The 20,222-nt window shown below is 65.6% G+C and carries 26 protein-coding genes and 1 tRNA gene; 12 read left to right on the top strand and 15 right to left on the bottom strand.

Annotated features, from left to right (window positions below):
* Positions 1–27: 27 nt before the first annotated feature.
* Positions 28–270 (bottom strand): helix-turn-helix domain-containing protein, encoded by a 243-nt coding sequence (locus tag ABD808_RS38600; RefSeq protein WP_425548977.1) that lies wholly within the window; start codon positions 268–270, stop codon positions 28–30.
* A gap of 68 nt (positions 271–338) precedes the next feature.
* On the opposite strand from ABD808_RS38600, the gene ABD808_RS24880 reads away from it, so the two are divergent.
* Positions 339–992, top strand: a complete 654-nt coding sequence (locus tag ABD808_RS24880; protein WP_344900772.1) for an abortive infection system antitoxin AbiGi family protein — start codon at positions 339–341, stop codon at positions 990–992.
* 38 nt (positions 993–1,030) lie between these two features.
* On the opposite strand, the gene ABD808_RS24875 is transcribed toward ABD808_RS24880, so the two are convergent.
* From ABD808_RS24875 to ABD808_RS24865, 3 genes are all read right to left on the bottom strand, one after another.
* The gene (locus tag ABD808_RS24875; RefSeq protein ID WP_344900770.1) at positions 1,031–1,816 is read right to left on the bottom strand and encodes a hypothetical protein; all 786 of its coding nucleotides are present in this window, start codon (positions 1,814–1,816) and stop codon (positions 1,031–1,033) included.
* 213 nt (positions 1,817–2,029) lie between these two features.
* Complete coding sequence (locus ABD808_RS24870) at positions 2,030–2,230, bottom strand: hypothetical protein (RefSeq protein WP_344900768.1); 201 nt, start codon at positions 2,228–2,230, stop codon at positions 2,030–2,032.
* 195 nt (positions 2,231–2,425) lie between these two features.
* The gene (locus ABD808_RS24865; protein WP_344900766.1) at positions 2,426–3,229 is read right to left on the bottom strand and encodes a hypothetical protein; all 804 of its coding nucleotides are present in this window, start codon (positions 3,227–3,229) and stop codon (positions 2,426–2,428) included.
* Between the two features lie 578 nt (positions 3,230–3,807).
* Here ABD808_RS24865 and ABD808_RS24860 point away from each other — a divergent pair.
* The 3 genes from ABD808_RS24860 (at position 3,808) to ABD808_RS24850 (ending at position 6,447) form a co-directional block, all read left to right on the top strand.
* Positions 3,808–4,014, top strand: a complete 207-nt coding sequence (locus ABD808_RS24860) for a hypothetical protein (RefSeq protein WP_344900764.1) — start codon at positions 3,808–3,810, stop codon at positions 4,012–4,014.
* Positions 4,015–4,151: 137 nt separating this feature from the next.
* The gene (locus tag ABD808_RS24855) at positions 4,152–6,140 is read left to right on the top strand and encodes a bifunctional DNA primase/polymerase (protein ID WP_344900762.1); all 1,989 of its coding nucleotides are present in this window, start codon (positions 4,152–4,154) and stop codon (positions 6,138–6,140) included.
* A 142-nt stretch (positions 6,141–6,282) separates the two neighbouring features.
* Entirely contained in the window at positions 6,283–6,447 is a 165-nt protein-coding gene (locus ABD808_RS24850) for a hypothetical protein (RefSeq protein ID WP_344900760.1), read from the top strand.
* Positions 6,448–6,528: 81 nt separating this feature from the next.
* Here ABD808_RS24850 and ABD808_RS24845 read toward each other — a convergent pair whose 3' ends face one another.
* Positions 6,529–7,476, bottom strand: a complete 948-nt coding sequence (locus ABD808_RS24845) for a hypothetical protein (protein ID WP_344900758.1) — start codon at positions 7,474–7,476, stop codon at positions 6,529–6,531.
* Positions 7,477–7,605: 129 nt separating this feature from the next.
* Here ABD808_RS24845 and ABD808_RS24840 point away from each other — a divergent pair, with 129 nt between their 5' ends.
* Positions 7,606–8,094, top strand: coding sequence for an HNH endonuclease signature motif containing protein (locus tag ABD808_RS24840; protein WP_344900756.1), 489 nt, complete (start codon positions 7,606–7,608; stop codon positions 8,092–8,094).
* A gap of 340 nt (positions 8,095–8,434) precedes the next feature.
* Positions 8,435–8,517: transfer RNA gene (locus ABD808_RS24835), tRNA-Val, on the top strand.
* A 58-nt stretch (positions 8,518–8,575) separates the two neighbouring features.
* Here ABD808_RS24835 and ABD808_RS24830 read toward each other — a convergent pair.
* The 4 genes from ABD808_RS24830 to ABD808_RS24815 all read right to left on the bottom strand — a co-directional run bounded on the left by ABD808_RS24830 (position 8,576) and on the right by ABD808_RS24815 (position 9,878).
* The gene (locus ABD808_RS24830; RefSeq protein WP_344900754.1) at positions 8,576–8,698 is read right to left on the bottom strand and encodes a hypothetical protein; all 123 of its coding nucleotides are present in this window, start codon (positions 8,696–8,698) and stop codon (positions 8,576–8,578) included.
* Between the two features lie 152 nt (positions 8,699–8,850).
* On the bottom strand, positions 8,851–9,201 hold the full coding sequence (locus ABD808_RS24825; RefSeq protein WP_344900752.1) for a hypothetical protein: 351 nt from the start codon (positions 9,199–9,201) through the stop codon (positions 8,851–8,853).
* Between the two features lie 93 nt (positions 9,202–9,294).
* Positions 9,295–9,510: a hypothetical protein gene (locus tag ABD808_RS24820; protein ID WP_344900750.1), complete on the bottom strand. Its 216-nt coding sequence runs from the start codon at positions 9,508–9,510 to the stop codon at positions 9,295–9,297.
* The gene (locus ABD808_RS24815) at positions 9,507–9,878 is read right to left on the bottom strand and encodes an ATP-binding protein (RefSeq protein ID WP_344900748.1); all 372 of its coding nucleotides are present in this window, start codon (positions 9,876–9,878) and stop codon (positions 9,507–9,509) included. Before ABD808_RS24815 ends, ABD808_RS24820 begins: the two co-directional genes overlap by 4 nt.
* A 477-nt stretch (positions 9,879–10,355) precedes the next feature.
* Here ABD808_RS24815 and ABD808_RS24810 point away from each other — a divergent pair, with 477 nt between their 5' ends.
* The 3 genes from ABD808_RS24810 (at position 10,356) to ABD808_RS24800 (ending at position 13,116) form a co-directional block, all read left to right on the top strand.
* Entirely contained in the window at positions 10,356–11,576 is a 1,221-nt protein-coding gene (locus ABD808_RS24810; protein WP_344900746.1) for a helix-turn-helix domain-containing protein, read from the top strand.
* Positions 11,577–11,596: 20 nt separating this feature from the next.
* Positions 11,597–12,067, top strand: coding sequence for an NUDIX domain-containing protein (locus ABD808_RS24805; protein WP_344900744.1), 471 nt, complete (start codon positions 11,597–11,599; stop codon positions 12,065–12,067).
* Between the two features lie 692 nt (positions 12,068–12,759).
* Positions 12,760–13,116: a hypothetical protein gene (locus tag ABD808_RS24800; protein WP_344900742.1), complete on the top strand. Its 357-nt coding sequence runs from the start codon at positions 12,760–12,762 to the stop codon at positions 13,114–13,116.
* A gap of 108 nt (positions 13,117–13,224) precedes the next feature.
* On the opposite strand, the gene ABD808_RS24795 is transcribed toward ABD808_RS24800, so the two are convergent.
* The gene (locus ABD808_RS24795) at positions 13,225–14,016 is read right to left on the bottom strand and encodes a DUF427 domain-containing protein (protein WP_344900740.1); all 792 of its coding nucleotides are present in this window, start codon (positions 14,014–14,016) and stop codon (positions 13,225–13,227) included.
* 642 nt (positions 14,017–14,658) lie between these two features.
* Positions 14,659–14,799: a hypothetical protein gene (locus ABD808_RS24790; RefSeq protein ID WP_344900738.1), complete on the bottom strand. Its 141-nt coding sequence runs from the start codon at positions 14,797–14,799 to the stop codon at positions 14,659–14,661.
* A 153-nt stretch (positions 14,800–14,952) separates the two neighbouring features.
* Here ABD808_RS24790 and ABD808_RS24785 point away from each other — a divergent pair, with 153 nt between their 5' ends.
* Entirely contained in the window at positions 14,953–15,156 is a 204-nt protein-coding gene (locus ABD808_RS24785; protein WP_344900736.1) for a hypothetical protein, read from the top strand.
* Positions 15,157–15,196: 40 nt separating this feature from the next.
* On the opposite strand, the gene ABD808_RS24780 is transcribed toward ABD808_RS24785, so the two are convergent.
* The 3 genes from ABD808_RS24780 to ABD808_RS24770 all read right to left on the bottom strand — a co-directional run bounded on the left by ABD808_RS24780 (position 15,197) and on the right by ABD808_RS24770 (position 17,534).
* Positions 15,197–15,886: a hypothetical protein gene (locus tag ABD808_RS24780; protein WP_344900734.1), complete on the bottom strand. Its 690-nt coding sequence runs from the start codon at positions 15,884–15,886 to the stop codon at positions 15,197–15,199.
* A 52-nt stretch (positions 15,887–15,938) separates the two neighbouring features.
* Positions 15,939–16,397 (bottom strand): DUF899 family protein, encoded by a 459-nt coding sequence (locus ABD808_RS24775; protein WP_344900732.1) that lies wholly within the window; start codon positions 16,395–16,397, stop codon positions 15,939–15,941.
* 96 nt (positions 16,398–16,493) lie between these two features.
* Positions 16,494–17,534, bottom strand: a complete 1,041-nt coding sequence (locus tag ABD808_RS24770; RefSeq protein ID WP_344900730.1) for a right-handed parallel beta-helix repeat-containing protein — start codon at positions 17,532–17,534, stop codon at positions 16,494–16,496.
* A gap of 232 nt (positions 17,535–17,766) precedes the next feature.
* Between ABD808_RS24770 and glnII the strand changes: the two genes are divergently transcribed.
* Positions 17,767–18,810: a glutamine synthetase GlnII gene (gene glnII, locus ABD808_RS24765; RefSeq protein WP_344900728.1), complete on the top strand. Its 1,044-nt coding sequence runs from the start codon at positions 17,767–17,769 to the stop codon at positions 18,808–18,810.
* A gap of 168 nt (positions 18,811–18,978) precedes the next feature.
* Positions 18,979–19,617 (top strand): hypothetical protein, encoded by a 639-nt coding sequence (locus ABD808_RS24760; RefSeq protein ID WP_344900726.1) that lies wholly within the window; start codon positions 18,979–18,981, stop codon positions 19,615–19,617.
* A gap of 17 nt (positions 19,618–19,634) precedes the next feature.
* Here ABD808_RS24760 and ABD808_RS24755 read toward each other — a convergent pair whose 3' ends face one another.
* Positions 19,635–20,087: a universal stress protein gene (locus ABD808_RS24755; protein ID WP_344900724.1), complete on the bottom strand. Its 453-nt coding sequence runs from the start codon at positions 20,085–20,087 to the stop codon at positions 19,635–19,637.
* Positions 20,088–20,222 lie beyond the last annotated feature (135 nt).

The raw sequence follows: 20,222 nt of genomic DNA, 5'->3' as shown, positions 1-20,222 counted from the left end.
CCCGACGATCAGGGGTGTTGCTCAAACTCATCGACAAACGTTGCCGCTAGACGCGGACGAAACCATGCGAGCCTTGGCCTTGATCGAGGCTGCCTGCGTCGCTGCTGCGATGGCGTCGCGGTCGAGAGACAGGCCCATGTCTTCGCAGTGTCTGCTGACGGTATCCACGCTCCTGCTGATCTCCCGCGCGATAGCGTTACGGCTCATACCCTCCGCGCGCATCGCACGCGTCTGCTCCCGCTCCCGTTGGGTGACTGGCGGTCCTGCCATGGCCGCCTCCGTACGCGCGAGGGAAGTGGGTCGTCCGGTCGATCGACCGGTTTGAAGAAGGAGCTGAGGTGCTCGGTTACGCGGGTTATCCGGACTGGCGGGACATGTCCGAGTACTTGGTGCATCTGACGGACGAATTCGCGATGAATGCGATCCTCCGGCAGCGTGCGATCAAGGCGATGAAGGCGTTCGGGGCAGCGACGAACGTGGCTGGACTCGGGGACTCGCAGCAGGCGGCCTGCCTAAGTGAGATCCCCCTGGATCGGCTGGACCGGTTGGTCGAGCGGCATGGCGAGTGGGGGTTGGGGTTCCTCAAGTCCTACATCCGCTGTCGTAATGGCGGCCCCGTGTGGTATACGCATCGCGACTCGGACTTGGCCGAGGCCGTCTTCCAGACGGTCCGTCAGGCGATGTGCGGCGGGGTTGATCCGGAGGATCCCCTCTGGAAGCTCACTCCGTTCATCGACAAGACCGGTGCCTGGGACGGGGGCCGCTATGAGTTCGAGTGGGAGCGCGAGTGGCGGGTCCTCGGAGACCTGGAGTTTTTCGTCGGCGACGTCGAGTTCCTGATCATCCCCGAGGTGCAACAGGCGAGCATGCAGGCGTGGTGGGACAGGAACTTCGGCGAGATGATGCCCCCGGTCATCGACATCACCTGGGAGATGGGCCGGCTGCAAGCGGCTCTCATCGACTACAAGCTGTCCGAGGACGAGGCCGCCTGAACAGGTGAGCCGCGAGATGCGCTCAATCAGGAGAACGGTTACACCGGGATCATGTCGATGAGCTTGTGGGACTTGAGGGTGTCAACGTCCGGCAGCGCGCCCGTGTCCCATCGGATCGACCAGATCACGGGGTCGGCAGCACGTACGACGGCTCCAAGGTCGTCCAGGATGGCCATCACACGTTCGTGGCGGAGCTGAACCTGGCCTCCCACCGATGCCTCGTCCCAGATGTCGGCGTGCTTACTCGGATCCTTGGCATAGGCGACCACGTGATCGTCGGCGAAGCGTACCCGCTGCTCCTCAGTCCGGAGTTCGCCGCGCTGATGGGTCAACAGATGACGGAGGTCTCGGACGAACCTCACCCGGTCGGTCTCAACGTTGTTGCCGAGTTCTTTGTGGAAGCGGACGAGTGTGCTCCACCCCGGGCTTCGCTGGGCCCCCTCCGTGTGGAGGCGCATCCGGTGTTTCTGTCCCGCTTTGTCCGTCCACCAGTACCTATCGAGAGCCTCCTGTCCGGCCTGCTCCAGGTAGACTTCGAAGAACGTCACCGCTTCCCTGATCACGGTGCCACGGACGATCCACTCAAACTCATCCGGCCAGAGCCCATCCACAGCGTGATGGAACGCGTCGGCCTGCTCATAGCCGCTGGAATCTTCAGGATTGAAGTTGCGGTTCGCGGTCTCGCCAGCCGCAGCCCAGTATTCGTCGAACCCTCGATTGGCCCAACCCAGTGCCAGCTTGGCGAACGCCCTGATCTCAGTATCGGTTGCCTTCCACGCCTCGAAGGCTCTGCTGGCGGTGCCCGTACTCTCGTTCCAGCCCACGTTGCCGAGGGTAGAGCTGACCAGGTCCCTGAGCACCTGGATATCCGCCGTGAGATGGTTGAGCTAGAGCCATGAACTGGGCGGATGGATCCCGGTGCGCACCGCAACATTCTCGGTGGCGACAGCCTCACGATGGGACAGCTCCAGCGGGGGCATTGGTTCAGTGGCAGAACCAGCATGTTGATCACAGTATGTGCAACGCGGGTACGCAGGTCACGCCGCGTTTCCACGGGCTTTCGCCTCGGCCTGAAGACGGCCTGCTCGGTGTAGCGGTACTAGCCGTCCGAGCCGATCATGATGGGCGTCAGTCAGCCCCGGGCGATCCAGTAGGCGGACCGTCCGGGGGCTGAGCCGTGCGGCCTGGTACGCCTCCCGAAACGTCAGCGGGACGAGCCGGGGGTCCTGCACGCTCATCGCTCCGCGTCCTCCAGAAAGGCGTCGGTGGCCTGCATCGATGAGGTGCGTGACCGCCCTGGCGGTGCCCTCGACCGTGACACGCAGGCTGGCGGCCGGGCCCGGACGATCTCAATGTGGACCACCGCCCGGTGGATAACGCACGGATCGATGGACGACTCGACCAACGGAAACCAGCTCTACACGGCGACTAGATCATCGCACTGGGAACAGCCACCGTCTCAGCTCCTCTTGGAGGAGGCTGTGGAGGGCTTCAGGATGGTCCACGTGGTGGGTGCCGATCCGGATGGTGCGGACCCCGCAGCGGTCCCAATGCCGGTCGCGGTCGGCGTCGTCGGCCTTGCGCGTGGCCCCGTAGTGGTGGGGGCCATCCACCTCGATGACGAGTGCTCGCCCGTTCCCGATTACGACGAAGTCCGGGCTACGGACGCCGGCATCTCGAAGTTTCGCGCCGGGGAGAGGCAGGATGGCCAACGCCTTCTCCGGCGGACACTTCCGTTGGATGTCCACGAGCAGCTCGTAGACGACGACCTCGGCGCGGCTGGTGAAGGTCAGTCCGTCCCGGGTGGGGTATCCGCCGTCCGCTCGTTCTCGCCGGGCTTGGTTCGTCGCAGGTGCCGTGATCTCCTGGAGGGCATTGTTGCGCCAGTCCGGGGCTACCGATGGCAGAGGCTCCAGCATGGGCTCGATGACCATGCTGAGGACGTCTTGCCGTTCGTGCCGCTTGAGTACCCTCTCCAACTCGGCCCAGATCCGTTTGATCAACTCCTGTGTGTACTCGTCCTCCGAGCGACGGGGTACGTGGAGGACGGCCTCGTAGGAGGCGTCGGTCCAGTTATCGCCGGGGTACGGATGAAAGTACCCGCCGTCCCGGCGAAGGGACAGTTTGGCCTGGAGTACGAGCTGCTGGGCGAGTTCGTCCCCGGCCTCGCCCAGCAGGTGATGGGTCTGGCCCAGTACGCGGTCGAGGTCGTCCTCGGCGTCGTCTTCGAGGGGCATGACGCCAAGGATCTCACCGGACGGTCTGGCCTGTGGAGACCACAGGGAGCCACTCGCATAGGTCGGCGTTCACCGTGGTCGCCGTACTCCGGTTGCGCGGCCTGTCCTCACTGCGACGGCCGCGTCTCCGTACCCACGCTGAGGCCGCCAAAGGCGGGCCGATAAGAGAGGACGAAGCCGCTGCCAGTCCTTGCCCCTGCTGCTCGTACGGCTCTCCGTATCCGGCCGCTGTCCTGTGCGCTTGCCTCAGGACGGACTCTGTCGAGAGGACGGACCGTCCTCCTGGACCCCCGTATGAGGCACGGTCAGGTGACACCCGTCGAGATTTTTAAATGTCTCAAACAACGGACGTGATGGAGAGTCGGTGTCCGTCTGGGTATCGATTCGGTCTCGCAACTGCCTTCTTCCTCAGGAACCCTATGAACAATGCTCGTGCTGGATTTGTCGAGCTTGATGGTTGCCTGGGTAAATGGTCGCGCCGCATAGCCGGCCACGAAGAGGAGTGCCATGCACACCCGATTCGAGCTGCCCGATGAGCTGTTCTCCTGTGGGCTCACCCCCGGGCGCTCACTGCGCTGGTGTTTGCACTATCGCGTGAGGAGAGCGACCGCGGCTGCCTGTACGCCAATGAGTTGGCCGAGGCCACCGGCATGCCGTTCCACACCGCGCGCCGAGCCTTGGGTGAGTTGAGGGGGGCGGGTTTCGCGGCCTTCTCGATGACGAGTGAGGGCGGCCGGATCCAGCACCGCTGGGCGTTTCATTGGTCCGCCCGCCGGGCCGCCTGAAACTTCGGCGAGAAGTTTGCTCGGGTCGCTGTGCCATCCCGTGCGGCATCACTGAAGGGGTGGAGAACGTAAACGCGAAGAGCGGCCCCTTAGGCTCCCCAGCCAGGCCGCTCTCCACCGAGATTGAAAGGTCAACTATGTTGACTATATCGCAGAGCGGTGACCTGCTCACTCTGGCTGACAACGGTGGCCAGACCGACGAGCCGCTGAAGCTCACCCTGATTCCGTTCCAGAACGTCGAGGAGACGGTCCTGGACCCCGACCCCGTGCTCGCCAGCTACGGCGTCCGGCGGGGCACCGGCAAGTGGTCGAAGAAGCCCTCGGTCTACGGGGCCTTCACCGAGTACTCCTACGGCATCGAGACCACCATCGACACCCCCGGCGTGAAGGTCATCCCCTACCCGATCGACGAGCCGGTGGAGGCCCTCCAGGTCGGCGTGGTGTGCTCACTCGAGTCGGGCCTGGTCGTCATCGACGTGGACGACCCCGAGGCGTACGCCGAGTCGGACCTGGGAGACGACCTCCCGCTGGAGCTGGCCTACACCCGCCGAGGCCAGGGCGGCCACATCTACCTGGACTACCGCCACGTCCCGCGCGAGAAGTGGCCGGTGCAGGGCCCCATCCAGGGCGGGGACATCAAGTCGGCTGGCTTCGTGGCCGCAGCGGGCAGCCTGCACTACTCGGGGGACCGGTACGGGCGGGCGGACGGGGACATCCTGGTCGTCACCGAGGAGGAGGTGGAGTCCGTCCTGAAGGCCAAGCGTCAGGCCACCGGCTCCTCCCGCCCCGGTGCGTACCGAGGGGACGGCCACAGCGACGACGACCACCTGGCCCGCTCCACCTACGGGTGGGTCTTCTCCGGTCTAGACGAGGCCGAGGTCCGGGAGCTGTGGCAGGAGCTGGCGGACGAGATCGAGGACCCCTCCTGGCCGTTCACCGAGCGGGACTTCCAGCGGCACTACCGGGGCGCTGTCCGCAAATACGAGTCTTCACAGGTCACAGAGGTTTCCGGCAGCAACCTCTTCACGGCCGCCGAGCCTGGAGACCTCCGAGAAAGGCTGCCGGAAACGCTCCTGACCAGGCTCGATGCACTTACCAAGCCCATGGGCGTCCCTCGCTGCGAGGTCCTGGACGACCCCGAGGCGATCGCGAAGAAGATCAAGGCCGAGAACGACCCCGACCGCTGGTCCCGGGACTGGAAGGAACGCGTCCCCGAGGGCGCGCAGGCCGTCTTCACGCGCATCGCGTCCCTGCGGGCGGACGGCATCAAGACCAGCCCGCACGCCGAGTGGCTGAAGGCCCAGGACCCCACCGGGGAGATCCGGGAGTACCTGTCCAACGCCGAGTGGGTGATGGCCGAGGTAGACGGCGTCTACGAGGTGCTGCGGGACCGCCTCCTGCCGGAGGCCGAGGCCGAGATCTGCGTCTGCGGGACCAAGGTCGTGAAGCGCAACTTCGCCGGGGCCGCCCCCGACCGGTGCGTCCACGTCGGCCCGCGCTGGTCCAAGGCGGAGCGCCTGGACGCGGTCTTCACCGCCCAGATGCACCTGACCTCCCTGGCCCGCCAGGCGTCCTTCGGCGGCCCTGACGAGCCCGAGCACAGGCCCCAACCGCTACGACGGCGTCTCCTACGTCAACCGGCACCTGCGGGACGGTCGCAAGCCCATGTCGGCCAGCCAGTACGCGGACTCGCTAGTGGAGCTGGAGGCAGAGGGGCGCATCGTCAAGATCCGCAAGGCCCGCTACTACCGCAGGGACCACGCCTGGCAGACCGCCCCCGCCCTGTTCGCCGACGCGGCCGAGTACCCGCACCTGGTCAAGCCCGACCTGAGCACCGCCGAGGGCGTCCGGGAGCACGTCCACACACTGGTGGAGATCCACCGCGACGAGCATTCCGGGTTCGACCGGGGCTGGTGGAGGCTGGCGGCATGAAGCTCGCGCTGCTCACGCGCTACACCGGGCCCATGGCCCGGCGGTACGTTCGCATGGCTCCCAAGTATTTCGGGGTGCGCCCTGGCACGTACTCGGCCGCTTCCTGCGGCTGGTGCGGGTGCTGGCACGTCCATGAGGTGGGCACCCCGCGCTATTGCTCCGCCAAGCTCGCGGGCGTCCGCGAGGCCGCCTGACCCCAACGCCCGGTGACCGCCAGCTTCGAGGCCCGTAGTCACCTCGAAACCACACCAAAGTCATATGAGTGCGCCGTACGCAGACTGACTCACTATGACTTTGCTCCCCGCCCCGACGATGAAGGAAGTGACCAATGTGAGCATGATCCTGACTTTCCCCGGCGGCGTCCGGGTCTGGAGCGAGCGGGCCGGCGAGGTCGTCCAGGAGTACGGGGACGAGTGCCTGCGGGTCCTCGGCGGGCGCTTCGTCCCCCGTCGGCGACCGGGAGACCCTCTACTACGTGCTGAAGGCCCGCTGGGTGCGTAAGCAGCTCGCGGCCATGCCCAAGCTGTCGGCGTACCAGCGGGCCCTCGGGGTGCGGGTGAAGCGGGACCTGGCGAAGTTGGGCTAGTCGATCGTCCAGGAATCATCGTCGTCGATGTAGTCGTCGAAGTCCGGCTCGTAGTCGGGCATCTCGATGAAGGTGAGAAGTTCGGCAGCATCGAGTTCGTCTCGCCCTTGCAGGTGCAGGTCGCACACCCCGCAGACGAAGAACTCCACGATCATGGCCCACAGTTGCTCGAAGTTGTCGGTGCCCACCTCCGCCACGGCGGTCAACTCGACGTGGCCCAGACTGGAAGCTCCCTCGTCCCCGCAGGATGGGCATGTGGTCATGACGGAGTGCAAGCCCTGTATCGTCGAACGTGGGAGCTTGGTAAGGGCCTCCGACTGAAGCCTGGCCGTCAGAAACGGGCGCTGCCTCTCGGGGATCTTTGCTCTCAGCTTCTCGACGTCGCGCCTGGCTTTGGCTATCCGTCGGCGGACATCCCGCTGGACCTCGTCGAGAGTTTCGGAGATCACCGAATCCACGACGTCCTGGTGCTCACCCCATACGTCAGCCTCGGCGACGCCGAGTTCCGCGAAGAGGCGCTTGCTTAGCCGGAGGTAGGCGGCGAGGAGCTGATGGGACTCCTGCTGCTGGAACGTCCCGACATGCAGGACCCCGTTGCGAAGGCGGATGAGCTTGGTGATCTGCTCCTGCGGGACGATGATGCCGGACACGACTTGCTTGACACGCTCGATCGCTTCCGCGCCGCTTACCGTGAATGCGATGCTGCCAGCGCTGGCCCTGCCTCCCTCCCCGATGAGGTGCAGAAGGTGGTCGAGGTTTCCCTTCCTCAGGTCCACCAACAAGGCGGGGTTGATGTTGCACAAGGCCGCTTTGCTCAAGTGCTCCAAGCTCACCGCCGCGTCAGTGAGCGCTGCCTTGCTGTCCTCGTTGGTGTAGCTCTTGAGCGCCCGGTCGGCGTAGTCCTTCGCTGATGCCAGGAGCTGGTCGCGATTAACAGTCGTCACCTGGACGACGGTAGAGATCCGCCTCAGTGGCCGCACCTGACTTTCCCCATCTTGCTGGGGAACGTCACCGCCACACGATGTCGATCCGGTCGGGCATGCTCTCCTATCCGCTCCCAAGGCTCCGAAGCAGTGAAAGGCCCGGCGGTGCGCGAACACCCCGGGCACGGCCACTGGTTACTGGGAGCAGCGACATGGCGAAGCTTACCGACCCGGCCACCCGCTTCTGGGCGAAGGTCGTCGAGTCATCCGAAGGCTGCTGGCTCTGGACGGGGTGCTGCCTGCGGGAAGTACGGACGCTTCGGACTGAGGAAGGGGCGCACCGTCCTCGCCCACCGCTGGGCGTACGAGCACATGGTGGCGGAGATCCCCGAGGGCCTCACGATCGACCACCTGTGCAGGACAACGCTCTGCGTCCGGCCCGACCATCTCGATCCCGTCCCGAACCGCATCAACAACCTGCGGCGCAACAGCCTCTCCGCCCTCAACGCGAGGAAGACCCGCTGCCCCCAGGGCCACGAATACACGCTCGAGAACACCTACCTCGGTAGGAACGGAAGCCGGGAGTGCAGGACGTACAAGATCCCACGGATGAGGGCGTACCGGCTCACCGCCAGATGATGTCGATTCTGTCGGGCGAGAACACGTTGTAGGGACGGGTCGTGGGGGCGAGTCGGATCTCGGAGATGTAGGCCAGCAGGGTGCTCCTGCGGCGGGCCATCGGGGCTCCATAGGTCGGGTCCCACCGCTGGCTGAGGTCCGAGCCGTCAGATCGCTGTCTCGTGCCGTCCTGACGAAGCCATAAGCCCTGACGTCGCCTCACCTGGCCGAGAGATGTCGCCTTTTAGCTCTCCAGGATTCCTGAGGAACGAATCTCGGAGTCGATCATATTCGTTCCCCAAAGGTCTTGGGAAAAGACGTCGCTTTATGGCATCCTGATGCTCCCAAGAGACCACGCGGAGGGTGTTTTCGCAGGTCACCGGATGGGGTATGAAAACTCGCCTTACAAGCGAGGAGTCGGCGGTTCGAACCCGTCCGCGCCCACCCACGTCAAAGGCCATGATCCGCTGTCGCGGATCATGGCCTTTGATCTTGTGAGTGACTAGGGGTCCTGAACCGTTGCGTCACCGGCGTCACCGGCGTCACCGGCGTCACCGGCGTCACCGAAGATGCCGCCCATGGTGGTCGCCCGCTCACCGCCTTCCGTCCGATGCAGGTAGATCATCGCCGAACGCTGTCATGCCCCCGTGCGCTCCATGCGGTCACGGAGGGGTGTGCCGGGCTTTGCGGCGAACGTGTCGTTGGTGTGCCGGAAGTCGTGGAAGCGAACTGGCGGTCGTTCTTCGAACCCACACAACGCCACGGCCCGTGCACCGCTCACGCCTCATCGTCGTCCGCCGCCTCGATCAGCCCAAGACGCGCCCGCGACGACAGGTGGTAGGCCACCATGAGCATGTTTCCGGTGAACTCCACCTCCAGCAGCGCGATTCCTGCCACAGCGAGCCATTTCCGGTTCCTGTTCGACTTCTGGCTCTCCTTAAGCGCCGCACCGCGTTCGCGAACCAGGTCGACCAGTTCCGCCACATGTTCGATGACATCGGTCAGGGTGCCCAGCGCGGTCGCCGCCTCAGCCAGCGTCAAGGTGTCGATGGCCCCGTCACACACGGCATCACGAACACCCTCGGCCCAGGCCGACAACAGGTCGAACTGGTCTTGGACCTCACCCATTGGCACGCCTCCCGCCGAACTCCCGCAGTTGCTCAACCCGCTGACGACTGAACCTCTGGTCTGGGCCCAAGTCCCAGCCATGGACGATCGCGATCACTCCTCCAAAGGGTTGAACGCCATACGGGCGTAACGGGACGAGGGCGCCTTCACTTCGCGCTGCGCCAGGACGAGCCGCGCATGCCGCACGCGACCGGCGGCCCACTCACGCTCAGCATCCGACAGGGCGAGTCCACGAGAGAGCCACGGCCCGTACACGCGCACCACCGCGAGCTGAAACCACGTGTCGACCAGGACGTCATCGGGCGTCATCGCGTCCACTCCGCGTAGACGACCTTGCCGCCATCGTCATGGTCGTAGCGCACACCCCACCCATCGGCGACCTGCGCAACGACCCAGAGCCCGCGCCCGCCCAGCGCTTCAGCCGAAGGGCGGCACAACACAGGGCGCCGGAGGTCGGCGTCCCAGACCTCCACCACATAGACACCCTCGTGTTCATCAGCATCGGCGAAGGCGTCGACCTGGATCGTGTCGGTTCCCGCATGCCGGACGGCGTTGCTCACCAACTCCGAGGTGACCAGACCCACGTCATCGGATTCGATCGGCCACTCGGCAGCGATCCGCGCGACATGATCCCGCGCCACCTTCACCTTCACAGGATCAGGCTTGAACTCGATCATCAGACGTCGACCTTCCAGGCGCACGTGCCCGCGCCCTCTCAACGGGGTGGACGCGGGTCCGGCGATGCGAGTCCCTCCCATCACCTCCGTCCGCTGGCGCCAGGGGGCAAGCCAAGCCAGACATCGGCAACACGCACCGCATCACCGGACCCGCAGCTCGTGTCAGGCCACGTCAGCCCGAGCGGCCCCGGAACAACACGCGCCGCTCCGGACCACGCACAGAACCAAGTCGCACCGGTAACAGATCGACTCGAGACATCACCCACGACCACCCGCGACCCATGCATGCAACGCATAGGGACTGGGTGTCGTCGTAAGTCGTCTTGATCATCCAGTTGCCTCCCGTGAAGCCCGGTTTCCGCCCGGCGTGGCTGTCCGCGAACCTGTTGCGAACTGGCACGTCAGGAGGCTAGAACGGCAGGGAAGCCCTGACCCGGAAAAATAATCCGGGGTCCCGGAGGGGGTATGCAGCGAGCGATGAGCGACCAACCCAAGGACCTGACACCGGGACAACGAGTCGCGTGGCACCGCGTACGACGCGGCCTGTCTCAAGAGGTCCTGGCGGGGCTGGTCGGCCGCACCGAGGATTGGCTGAGCAAGATCGAAAACGATCGGGCCGCGCTTGACCGGGTTTCCGTCATCCGGTCGCTTGCCGACGCTCTCGGTATCTCAGTGTTGGACATCATCGGCGAACCAATGTCGAACGGCGCGCCCAGCGGCCCCGTTGGCTTAGCCGAGGTTCGCGCCGCGCTCACGGACTACCGTCAGCTCTCGCCGTTGCTCTCGGCGATCGAAGCGGAGCACAACCCGCCAAGACTTGACATGTTGCGTCGAGATCTCTCCCATGTGATGGGGGCGTACCAGGAGTCGAGATACGGGGAAATGCTGCGTCTTCTCCCACCGCTTCTCACTCAGACCCGTCTCGCGACGAGTGAATACACAGGTGACGACAGACACGCGGCTGACCGCTTGGCAGCCTTTGCCAGCCAATCAGCCGCGATGATCCTCACCAAGTTCGGGGAGACGGATCTGGCCTGGATCGCCGCCCAGAGGGGGCTTGGCTCGGCAGAACGTTCCGAGGATCCTGCGGTGATCGGTTCCCTGTTTCGTTCGGCTATTCACGTTCTCTACTCCCTAGGTCGTCTCACCGACTCGACGATGATGACCGGCAGGGCGTCGGACTTCCTTCGACGCGAACTCGATCCGAAGGCACCGGGGATCGTCTCGATATATGGCACGTTGCTACTACCTGGGGCTGTCGCAGCAGCCCGCGCAGGAGACCGGCTGACCGCGGCAGAGTACCTGGACGAAGCCGATGAGATGGCGACTCACCTCGGGGCGGACGCGAACCACCTATGGACGGCGTTCGGCCCGACCAACGTCAAGATCCATCGAGTTGTGACCGCGATGGCACTAGGAGATGTGCCGATAGCACTCAAACTCATCCCGACCATCGATGTCACCGGCCTGCCTGCTGAGCGGAGGGTGCGGCACTCCTTGGAAGTCGTGAACGCCTACCACGCGCGCAATCAGGTCGCCGAAGCGATCAAGGTCCTACTCAACTCCGAACGACGAGCGCCGGAGCAGGTACACGAACATGTCATGAGCCGCCAACTCGTGCTCAAGCTGAGGGGGACCGTTCTCGGTAAGAAGAGCAAGCATCTGGCGGACCTCGCTCGCAGGATGAAGGTCATCTGACCATCTCCTAGAGTCATCCTGTGACCTCAGACCCAGCAGAGAGCTTTGCCCGCCCGCGCGCAGCCGCCGGGGTGTTGTTCTTCGACGAGCAAGACCGCGTCATGCTCGTTGTGCCGTCCTACAAGTCGTACCGGGACATCCCTGGCGGCTACATCGAGCACGGCGAGACCCCGAAAGAGGCAGCGGCCCGGGAAGTGCGGGAGGAACTGGGCATCTCACCACCCATCGGTCGTCTCCTCGTTATTGACTGGGCACCCAACCAGACCGAAGGCGACAAGCTCCTGTTTGTCTTCGACGGCGGAACTCTCGCACCTGAGTACGTCTCCAAGATCCGGCTGGACCCATCCGAACTCACCGGTTACGAATTCCACGAGGTGGAGCAGTCACACGATCTGACCATCACCCGCCTCGCCCGACGCATCCTCCACGGGCACGCAGCCCGCAAAGACGAGACAACTCACTACCTGGAACATGGTGAAGAGATCCGCTAAAGCGTCCTCACACTGATCGTTGCGGAACTTGGCTGATTGAGGTGGAGGGGCGGGGCCGCTCAGGCCTTTGGCGCGGGTCCGCGCGTGGTCACACGGAGCGTGCGGTGTGGGCGCCGGTCACCGGACGGCCGCGCCGGGTCGCGCATCCTGCCCCGCCGCGCCGTCCGCCAGCTCTCTGCGGTTGCTGGGTCCGCGCTGCCCGGCTAGATCCCAGGGCCACCCATATTACCGAGGTTTTTCCTTGCCTCCGGCGGGGGGCGCTCCGACTCCGGGAAGCCAGGGCCGCGCCCGTCACGGTTGTTGGATTGTTGGGGATGCCTGAGCTTCCCGTCTGCCGTCGTCCTGATCGGGGATCTATCTGGCCCTGGCCCGGCAATGCGGGGTGCGGGATGATGGCAGACCTGAAGCTCAGGCGGGGTGTGCGTGGCCAAGCGGGAGGGGCGGCCCTGTGCCATTCGCGTGTGCCATTAGGTCTGTGGACGGATAGCGCTTGCCGTCGTCGACGAGCTGTCGAGGCCCAGGTCAACGCCACTCAGAGGTGATCACTGCTCCTTACAAGCGAGGAGTCGGCGGCTCGCGAACCCGTCGGCGCCCACCCACGTTAGAGGCCATGATCCGCAGTTGCGGATCGTGGTCTTTGACCTTGTGATTGGGGCGTTTCTTCGGGTTGGTGAGGGCAGTAGGTTGGTTTTGTGACCACCGATGATGAGCGTGAACGCTTGGCGCAGGATCTGCTTCGTCTGGGCCTTCCTGAACTGGTCGATGTGCTTCGCCGTGTGCTGCCCGCTCACGCTGAAGAAGACACTGCCATGCCTTCGGTGCTGATCCTCGCTGAGATCTCTCTGCCGCTGGACGGAGATTCGTCCTTGACGGAGCCGCCGTTCATCGAGGCTGTCGCCTGGCCGGACCGGGATGACTACGACGGTGGTTTCGGATCCGATCTTGGACTGTATGAGCAGGGTAGATGTGCTGGCTGCGAGCTGGACGTTATCTCGTCGGCCAAGCGCGCCTTCTGCCCGGTGTGCGGGGCGGTCTGCCACCTCACATAGAACACTGGACAGCCCACTAACCCGATGTTTTATCGTCTGCCGTTGTGGGGGGAAGAACAAAGCGGGAAGGTGCGTGGGTGGCACGGGCGGACCCATGGTGTGCGGAGATCAGAATGGGCTGGGTGGGCGGGCCTGTTGCTCGCCGTTGGTGAAGAAGGGGCTGGTTGGGCGGGGTTGTTGCACGCCGTCGACGAAGATGTCGACCTTCTCGCTGTAGAAGCAGATCAGCCCGGCGACCTTGCGGCTCTCGTCCAGGGGAGCCGGGTACGACCACGCTAGGTCTTCGTGGACCTTGTCGTCGGCCTGGACTGACCAGTACTCCGCGGTTCCCTTGTACGGGCAGCGGGTTACTGTGTCGGTGCGTTCGAGCAGGTCCATTCGGACATGGGTCTTGGGTAGGTAATAGCGCACTGGCAGTCCCGTCTCGAAGAGCAGATGGGGGCTGGAGGACTCCGCGACCGTTACCCCGTCTACCTCGATTCGGACGTTGCGGGATGAGGCGAGTGCGTCGACGCGTGAGTAGGGGCTTCGCGGATGGACGAAGACTTCCTCGTCCTCCTCGAACCAGGCGTCCATCGCCTCCCACTTCAGGCGGACCAGTCCGCGAAGTTCCTTGATGGGCGAGTCGGTGTACTGGATTGCGGCGCCTGGTCGTTGTGTGCCGTCCACCTTCACCGTGTAGGTCGTTGCGTCGCCCCGGCTCGGTGAACGCTCGCCCGGTCCGTCCTCGATGAGTTCGGCCCGCACGTCGTCTGCGGGGATGTAGTAGGCCGGGTAGTACGGGTTTTCCCAGACCAGGACTGGTCTGGTGGTGTCGGCCACCAGGTGACCGCCGATGTAGACCCGGACACGCTTGCCGCTCTGCACGATCTGAACGCTGGTTTTCCGCGATGTGCTCATGCCACCACAACCCCCAGAAGCCCGCCGTGTTCGCCTTCGCTCTCAGTCTGCCCCACGGCGGACGACCAACAAGCCCAACTTGTTGACGGCCTCGACGATCACACCTACAGCCTGTTTTACGGCCGGACGAGTCGAGGCCAGCACACTAACCGTCAGCCAGGCGGTGAGCTGGGTCTGCGGCCCTGGGAGGCGCCGGTGACCATCATGTCGCTCGGTTCCCCCGTGGGCATTGCGGGGACCTGGGTGAGCCCGGTCTGGGGTTTGAGGCCGTGGCGGCGAGTGCCTGGTCCTTAGTGGTTCCTGGCGTCCCGTCGTGGCCAACTCAGCTTGCGTTTGCTGGACGATGACCGCCCCGGCTTCGATGGGAGAAGAGGCGGCGCTCTGGTGGTTGACCTGGCCCCGCGCCGACGCCAGCTGTGGAGCGCGAGGTGGGCGCTGGCCATCGGACGGGTACGCGTACTGCTACGTCCAGCCAGTCGTATCTCAACCTGCCGCCACTAGGGTATGGCGCCGTCGTAAAGTAGGGCCATGTCCACTACGCCTGAGGCGCGCATGGCGCACTGAATGCGCTGTATCGGCGGACGGCCCAAGTGGCCCTTCCATACGTCCACCCGCTGTACCGATTCTCGAAGCATTGCGGCCCTACACGACCATCTCGTCGAGGTACACGGCGTTGCTCCGCACTATCTCACCGGGTGGTATCCCGAGATCAACACCTGGGAGCAACTCCTTCGGCGTCATGAGGGTGCACACCGTCTTTCCGGGCTGGACTCCCACTCGCATGCAGACATCCCGGACGTGAGTTGGCCTTAGCCGCTGCCGATGGTTAACGAATACTGGGCTGCGCATCCTTGCACCGGGTCGTCGGTGGTTGTGAGGTGTGTCGCTGGGTGAAACTGCCTTGGTTAGCGTCTTTCCGCCTGCCACGATGTGTTGATGAGCGCTGAGCCGGGGCCGGTTGATCGCCACATTCTGGAGGGGCAGATCCTCGTGGCGGTCAAGTTGATCATGGCTACCTATGAGTGTGGATTGTCGGAAGCCACGCGTTACCTCTACATGCGGTACGACGAGCTGCGCGAGGCGCGGCCCGATGACTTCGCCGTTAGTCACGAGGAGTACTGGAAAGGCGCTTACAGCTGATGGGCCGGCCCGCCCCGGCCACGGCTGTTTGGGTTGGTGGTTACGGAATGTGGGGGTCTGGGGGTGGGAGGTGGGGGGCGAAGTGGTCGGCGACTTTGGCGGCGATGGTGGGGGCGTCTTGGGAGCCGTCGATTTCGATTACGCGGATGCCGAGGTTGCGCGCGGAGCGGACGGCGTCGGCGGCTACCAGGCGGTCTCGTTCTAGGCGGTTGTGTTGGGCTTGGTCAGGGTTGCTGACCTTGTGGCTGACGGTGGCGGCTCGGGGGAGGGTTTGGAGTTGGTGGTCGCGGAACTCTGGGGTTGGCACCATGACGATCATTTGGCGGGGGGAGTCGATGATCGGGGCTACCAGTTCGGGGCGGAGGCCCCAGCCTTCGGCGAGGATGGGGCGGCCGGAGGTCAGGGCGCGTAGGTCGTCCAGGGCCCACTCGAAGCGGGTGGGGAAGTTGGCGAGGGTTTCGGTGGCCATTTCCTCTGGGGTTGTGTTCACCCAGGTCTCGTCGGGGTCTGGGGCGGTGGGGGGTTGGTTGAGGTTGACGCGGTGGGCGATTCGGCGGTCGTTGTGGGCGCGGGCGTCGTGGTAGTCGTAGTTGTAGGTGGTCAGGCCGTATTGGAACGCCAGTAGGCGGGCTACGGTGGACTTGCCCGCCCATTGGCCGCCGCTGATCCATAGGGCTCGGCGAAGTGTGCCTTGGGGGTCCCATATTTCTTGGGTGGCGTTTCTGGGCATGGGGCTCCTCGGGGGCTTTGCTACGTGGGTGGGTGCCCGGGCCGTTCGAGGGCTAGGGGCCGTAGGTTTGGGCTATGGACTGGGCGTCTGGCCAGCGGGTGTAGGTGGGGGAGTACCAGGTCATCTTGTTGCCTACGCGGTGTTTGTAGGCGAGGGCCTCGTCGATGGGGCCCTGGGTGACTATGACGAATCTGGCGTCGTAGGGTTCGAGGAAGTCCAGGCGGGTGAACTGGGACGTGAAGCCGGTGCATCCTGGGCACTGCCAGGTTTCGCCCGGGAACCACATGTGGTTGTAGACGATGAGTTGGGATCGGCTGCCGAAGATGTCGGCCAGGCGGACGGGGCCCTCCTCGCCTTCGAGGGTGTAGTCGGGCAGTTCGACCATGGGGAGGCGGCGGCGTTGGGCGGCTATCGCGTCCAGTTCGCGGGTCGCGGCCTTCTCGCGGGTGCGTAGGGCGTCCAGGTGGCGTTGCCAGGTGGCGGCGTCGACTACTGGTGGTAGTGGGGTCATGGTTCCTCCGAGGTTCGCTTTTGTGTGTGGACTCCGGGGAGTCCGCGAACTCATCGGTGGGGTACGCCCCGTCCTGGGGACGGGGCGTACCTGGCTTCACCCGTGGCAGAGCTTCTTGGGCTTCGAGGTCTCGCAGGTGTTGTGGCGGAAGCGGTTCGTCCTGCTGCCGCTCTTGTCGAGCAGGTCGTAGCGCGCGTTGTCGCAGGCGATGTTGGACTTGATCAGGTTGTGCCGGGCGGGGCCGCCGGGGGACACGCCCGGGAAGAGGACGATGCCGCCGGAGTAGGGCAGTTTGCCGCGGTTGTCCCGCACGGTGTTCTTGACGATCTCGTTGCGCTCGCCGCCGAAGAGCAGGATGCCGGTGCCGTGGAGCGCCGGGACCTGCTCGTGGGCCGCGCAGTGGCGGTTGTTCTTGAGGACCTTGTTCTTCCAGACCTTGTTGTGGCCCTGTCCGCCCTTCTGTCCGTCGTCGACGAGGGCGATTCCGGTGCAGTTGCCGGTGACCTCGTTGTTGTGGACCATGACGTGGTGGGCGTGCCGGACGAGGACGCCCAGCGTGTTTCCGGAAGAATGGTTGTCGGCGACTTCGGTGCCGCGCGCGTTGGCGATGTCGCCGACGTAAAGGCCCGCGTCGTCGGCGTTGTCGAGCGTCCAGTTCCATTGGAAGCGGCCGCGGGTGGAGCGGTATTCCGCGATGCCGTACTCGCCGTTGTTCTTGGCCACGACGGCCAGTACCTGGAGGCGGTCGGTGTAGATGCCGTACACGCCGGTGCCGCTGAAGTCCTGGACGCTCAGGTTCCGGATCGTGACGTCCTTGACCGGGCGGTTGGCCTGGCCGATCACGCAGATGCCCAGGCCGTCGGCGCAGTGCGCGCGGTGGCCAGGGCGGATGACCGTGTCGTTGCCCTCGCCGCGGATGGTGAGGCGTTTCCGGACGAGGACGTCGCCGTAGTAATGGCCCTTCTTGAGCCGGATGGTGTCGCCTGGTCTGGCCCGGTTGACGGCCGCCTGGATCGAGTGGCCCGGCCAGACGACGTGGGTGCGTCCGGTCGGGGCCGCCTGGCTGGACGGCGCGAAGGCAGCGAGCCCGGCGAGCGCGACGACCGTGCCGAGCGAGGCCGAAATAGTCCGCCTCATCCTTTTCCCTCGTTTCTGCTCGGAGTTGCCGCGTGCGCGGCAGAAGAATTCCTCGCTTATTTTGAACCGGGAAGATCATTACGGCGGTGTAAGAAAGGTAAAAAGTCCAGGGGTTCTTTGGGGGGTGGCGGAGTATGCGGGTTGCCGAGGGCGCGGGGGTGGGTGTGGACGGGTTTACATGGTGTTCACATATGGGCAACAAGTCCGAAATGCCTGATTGGCAGGTTGTGTCGTGCCCGAGCACCGCCTGAAGGGACCGACGTTGAGCTACAAGGCCGAGTACATCTGGATCGACGGCACCGAGCCGACCGCGCGGCTGCGGTCGAAGACGAGGATCCTGGCCGACGGCGCCGCGCCGCCGGACTGGGGCTTCGACGGGTCCAGCACGAACCAGGCGCCCGGCGACCACTCCGACTGCGTCCTCAAGCCGGTGTTCTCCTGCCCGGACCCGATCCGCGGCGGCGACCACAAGCTGGTGCTCTGCGAGGTCTACCTCGTGGACGGGACGCCCCACGAGACCAACACGCGGGCCCTGCTGCGTCCCGTCGCCGAGCGGTTCGAGGCGCAGGACTCCTGGTACGGGATCGAGCAGGAGTACACATTCTTCAAGGACGGGCGGCCCCTGGGTTTCCCCGAGCGCGGCTACCCCGCGCCGCAGGGCTTCTACTACTGCGGCGTCGGCTCCGACGAGGTGTTCGGACGCGACATCGTCGAGGAGCACCTGGACGCCTGCCTGGCGGCGGGCCTGAAGATCTCCGGCATCAACGCCGAGGTCATGCCGGGACAGTGGGAGTTCCAGATCGGCCCGGCGGGCCCGGTCGAGGTCGCCGACCACATGTGGGTCGCCCGGTGGCTGCTGTACCGCATCGCGGAGAACCATGACGTGTCCGCCACGCTCGACCCGAAGCCGGTGGAGGGCGACTGGAACGGCGCGGGCGCCCACACGAACTTCTCGACCAAGGCCATGCGTGAGGGCTACGACCCGATCATCACGGCGTGCGAGGCGCTCGCCGAGAAGGTGCAGGAGCACGTGGCCGGATACGGCGCCGACATCGAGCGGCGGCTGACCGGCATGCACGAGACGTCGCCGTGGAGTGAGTTCAGCTACGGCGTGTCCGACCGGGGCGCGTCGGTGCGGATCCCGTGGCAGGTCGAGGTGGAGAAGCAGGGCTACATCGAGGACCGCCGTCCGAACGCCAACGTCGACCCGTACGTGGTGACCCGTCTGATCACGGGCACCTGCTGCGCGGCGCTGGAGAAGGTCGGGCAGGTCTGATCGGGGTGTGACCGTCCAGATCCCCGGGGGCCGCGGCCCCCGGGGATCGTCGCGTTCGGGGGTCGCTTGTCACGGAACGCGGCCAAACATCTGCAAAATGGTGCGCTTATGGGAGTTCTCCCCGTGGGTGCCGGGTACCACCTCTAACGTTCGCACGGGGGAGGGGACATGCCCGATTCGTCATTCGGGCGGTACTCCGGTGGCCTGCACGGCAGGCGCGCCGCCGGCCGCCCTGCGCCACGGCCCTGGGAACGGTCGTTCCGGTGTCCCTCCACGGCGCGTCGGCGCCCCCTGGAGGCTCCGGTCAGACGCTACGAGGACTTCGTCGCCCTGCACGAGCAGATCTCCACCGGCTCGGGGCCGCCGCTGCGGCCGTTGTGGTGGACGGGGATCTCCGCCGCACTCGGCGGGGGCATCCTGGCGTTCGCCGCCGTGGTCGCGCTCCGCACGATGTTCGGGATCGAGGTCCCGGTGTTCGCGGGCGACCACAGCGCCACCGTCCCGGCCGCGACGAGCTATGCGCTGTGCGCGATCGCCGGAACGATCCAGGCGACGGCGCTGATGCACCTGATCCTGGCGTCGTCGGCGCGTCCCGTCCGGGCGTTCGCGTGGATCGGCGCCATCGCCGTCGCGCTGCTGACGATCCTGCCGCTGACCCTGAACGGCCCGTTCGACGCGGCGCTCGCGACGGCCGGGATCAACCTGGTCGGCGGGTCGGCCGTGGTGGTGGTGCTGTCGGCGGTGGTGGCGGGCTCGCGGCCCTTCCCACCGGACGGCCGCGCCGCCTCCGGGCGTGGCCGGGGCTGATCGCTGAAGCCTGTCCGTCAGGGGACCACGGTCACGGGCCAGCGGCCCGCGCGTACCAGGCGGACGGCGACCGATCCGATGAAGCGGTGCCCCGCCTGCGCGGACGCGCCCACGATGACGACATCGGCGCGGGACTCGTCGGCGACGCGGGCCAGGACCGTGTACGGGTCGCCCTGTTCGGTGCGGAAGGAGTGCCGGACGTCCTGGCGTCCCGAGGCCGCCTGGAGTTCGTCGCGCAGCTCCGCCACGATCTGGTCGGATGTCTCGCGCATGGCGGCGGCTCCGCCGGGTGTGAGGGTGGACAGTGACGACATCGGCGCCACATGCACCGCGATCAGTCGCGCGCCGCTGCGGCGCGCGAGGCCCCAGGCGTAGGCGCCCGCGCGCAGGGACGTGTCCGACCCGTCGATCCCGGCCACGATGACCTTCGGCCCGTCGATCCCGTACTCGAACGATCCTTCGCTAGTCATGGGCGGACGTCCCCGACGAAACCCCACAGAGCACGATCATGCTCACCAGCGTAGCCAGGACCCGCCGACGGGGCGGTTTCCTCTTCGGGGTGTCAAGGGACGTTCCAATGTTCCTTTGCCGCACCGACAACGGCG

The sequence above is a fragment of the Actinomadura meridiana genome (genome assembly GCF_039537545.1).
Lineage (GTDB): Bacteria > Actinomycetota > Actinomycetes > Streptosporangiales > Streptosporangiaceae > Spirillospora > Spirillospora meridiana.
This window is presented reverse-complemented; position numbering and strand designations above follow the sequence as displayed.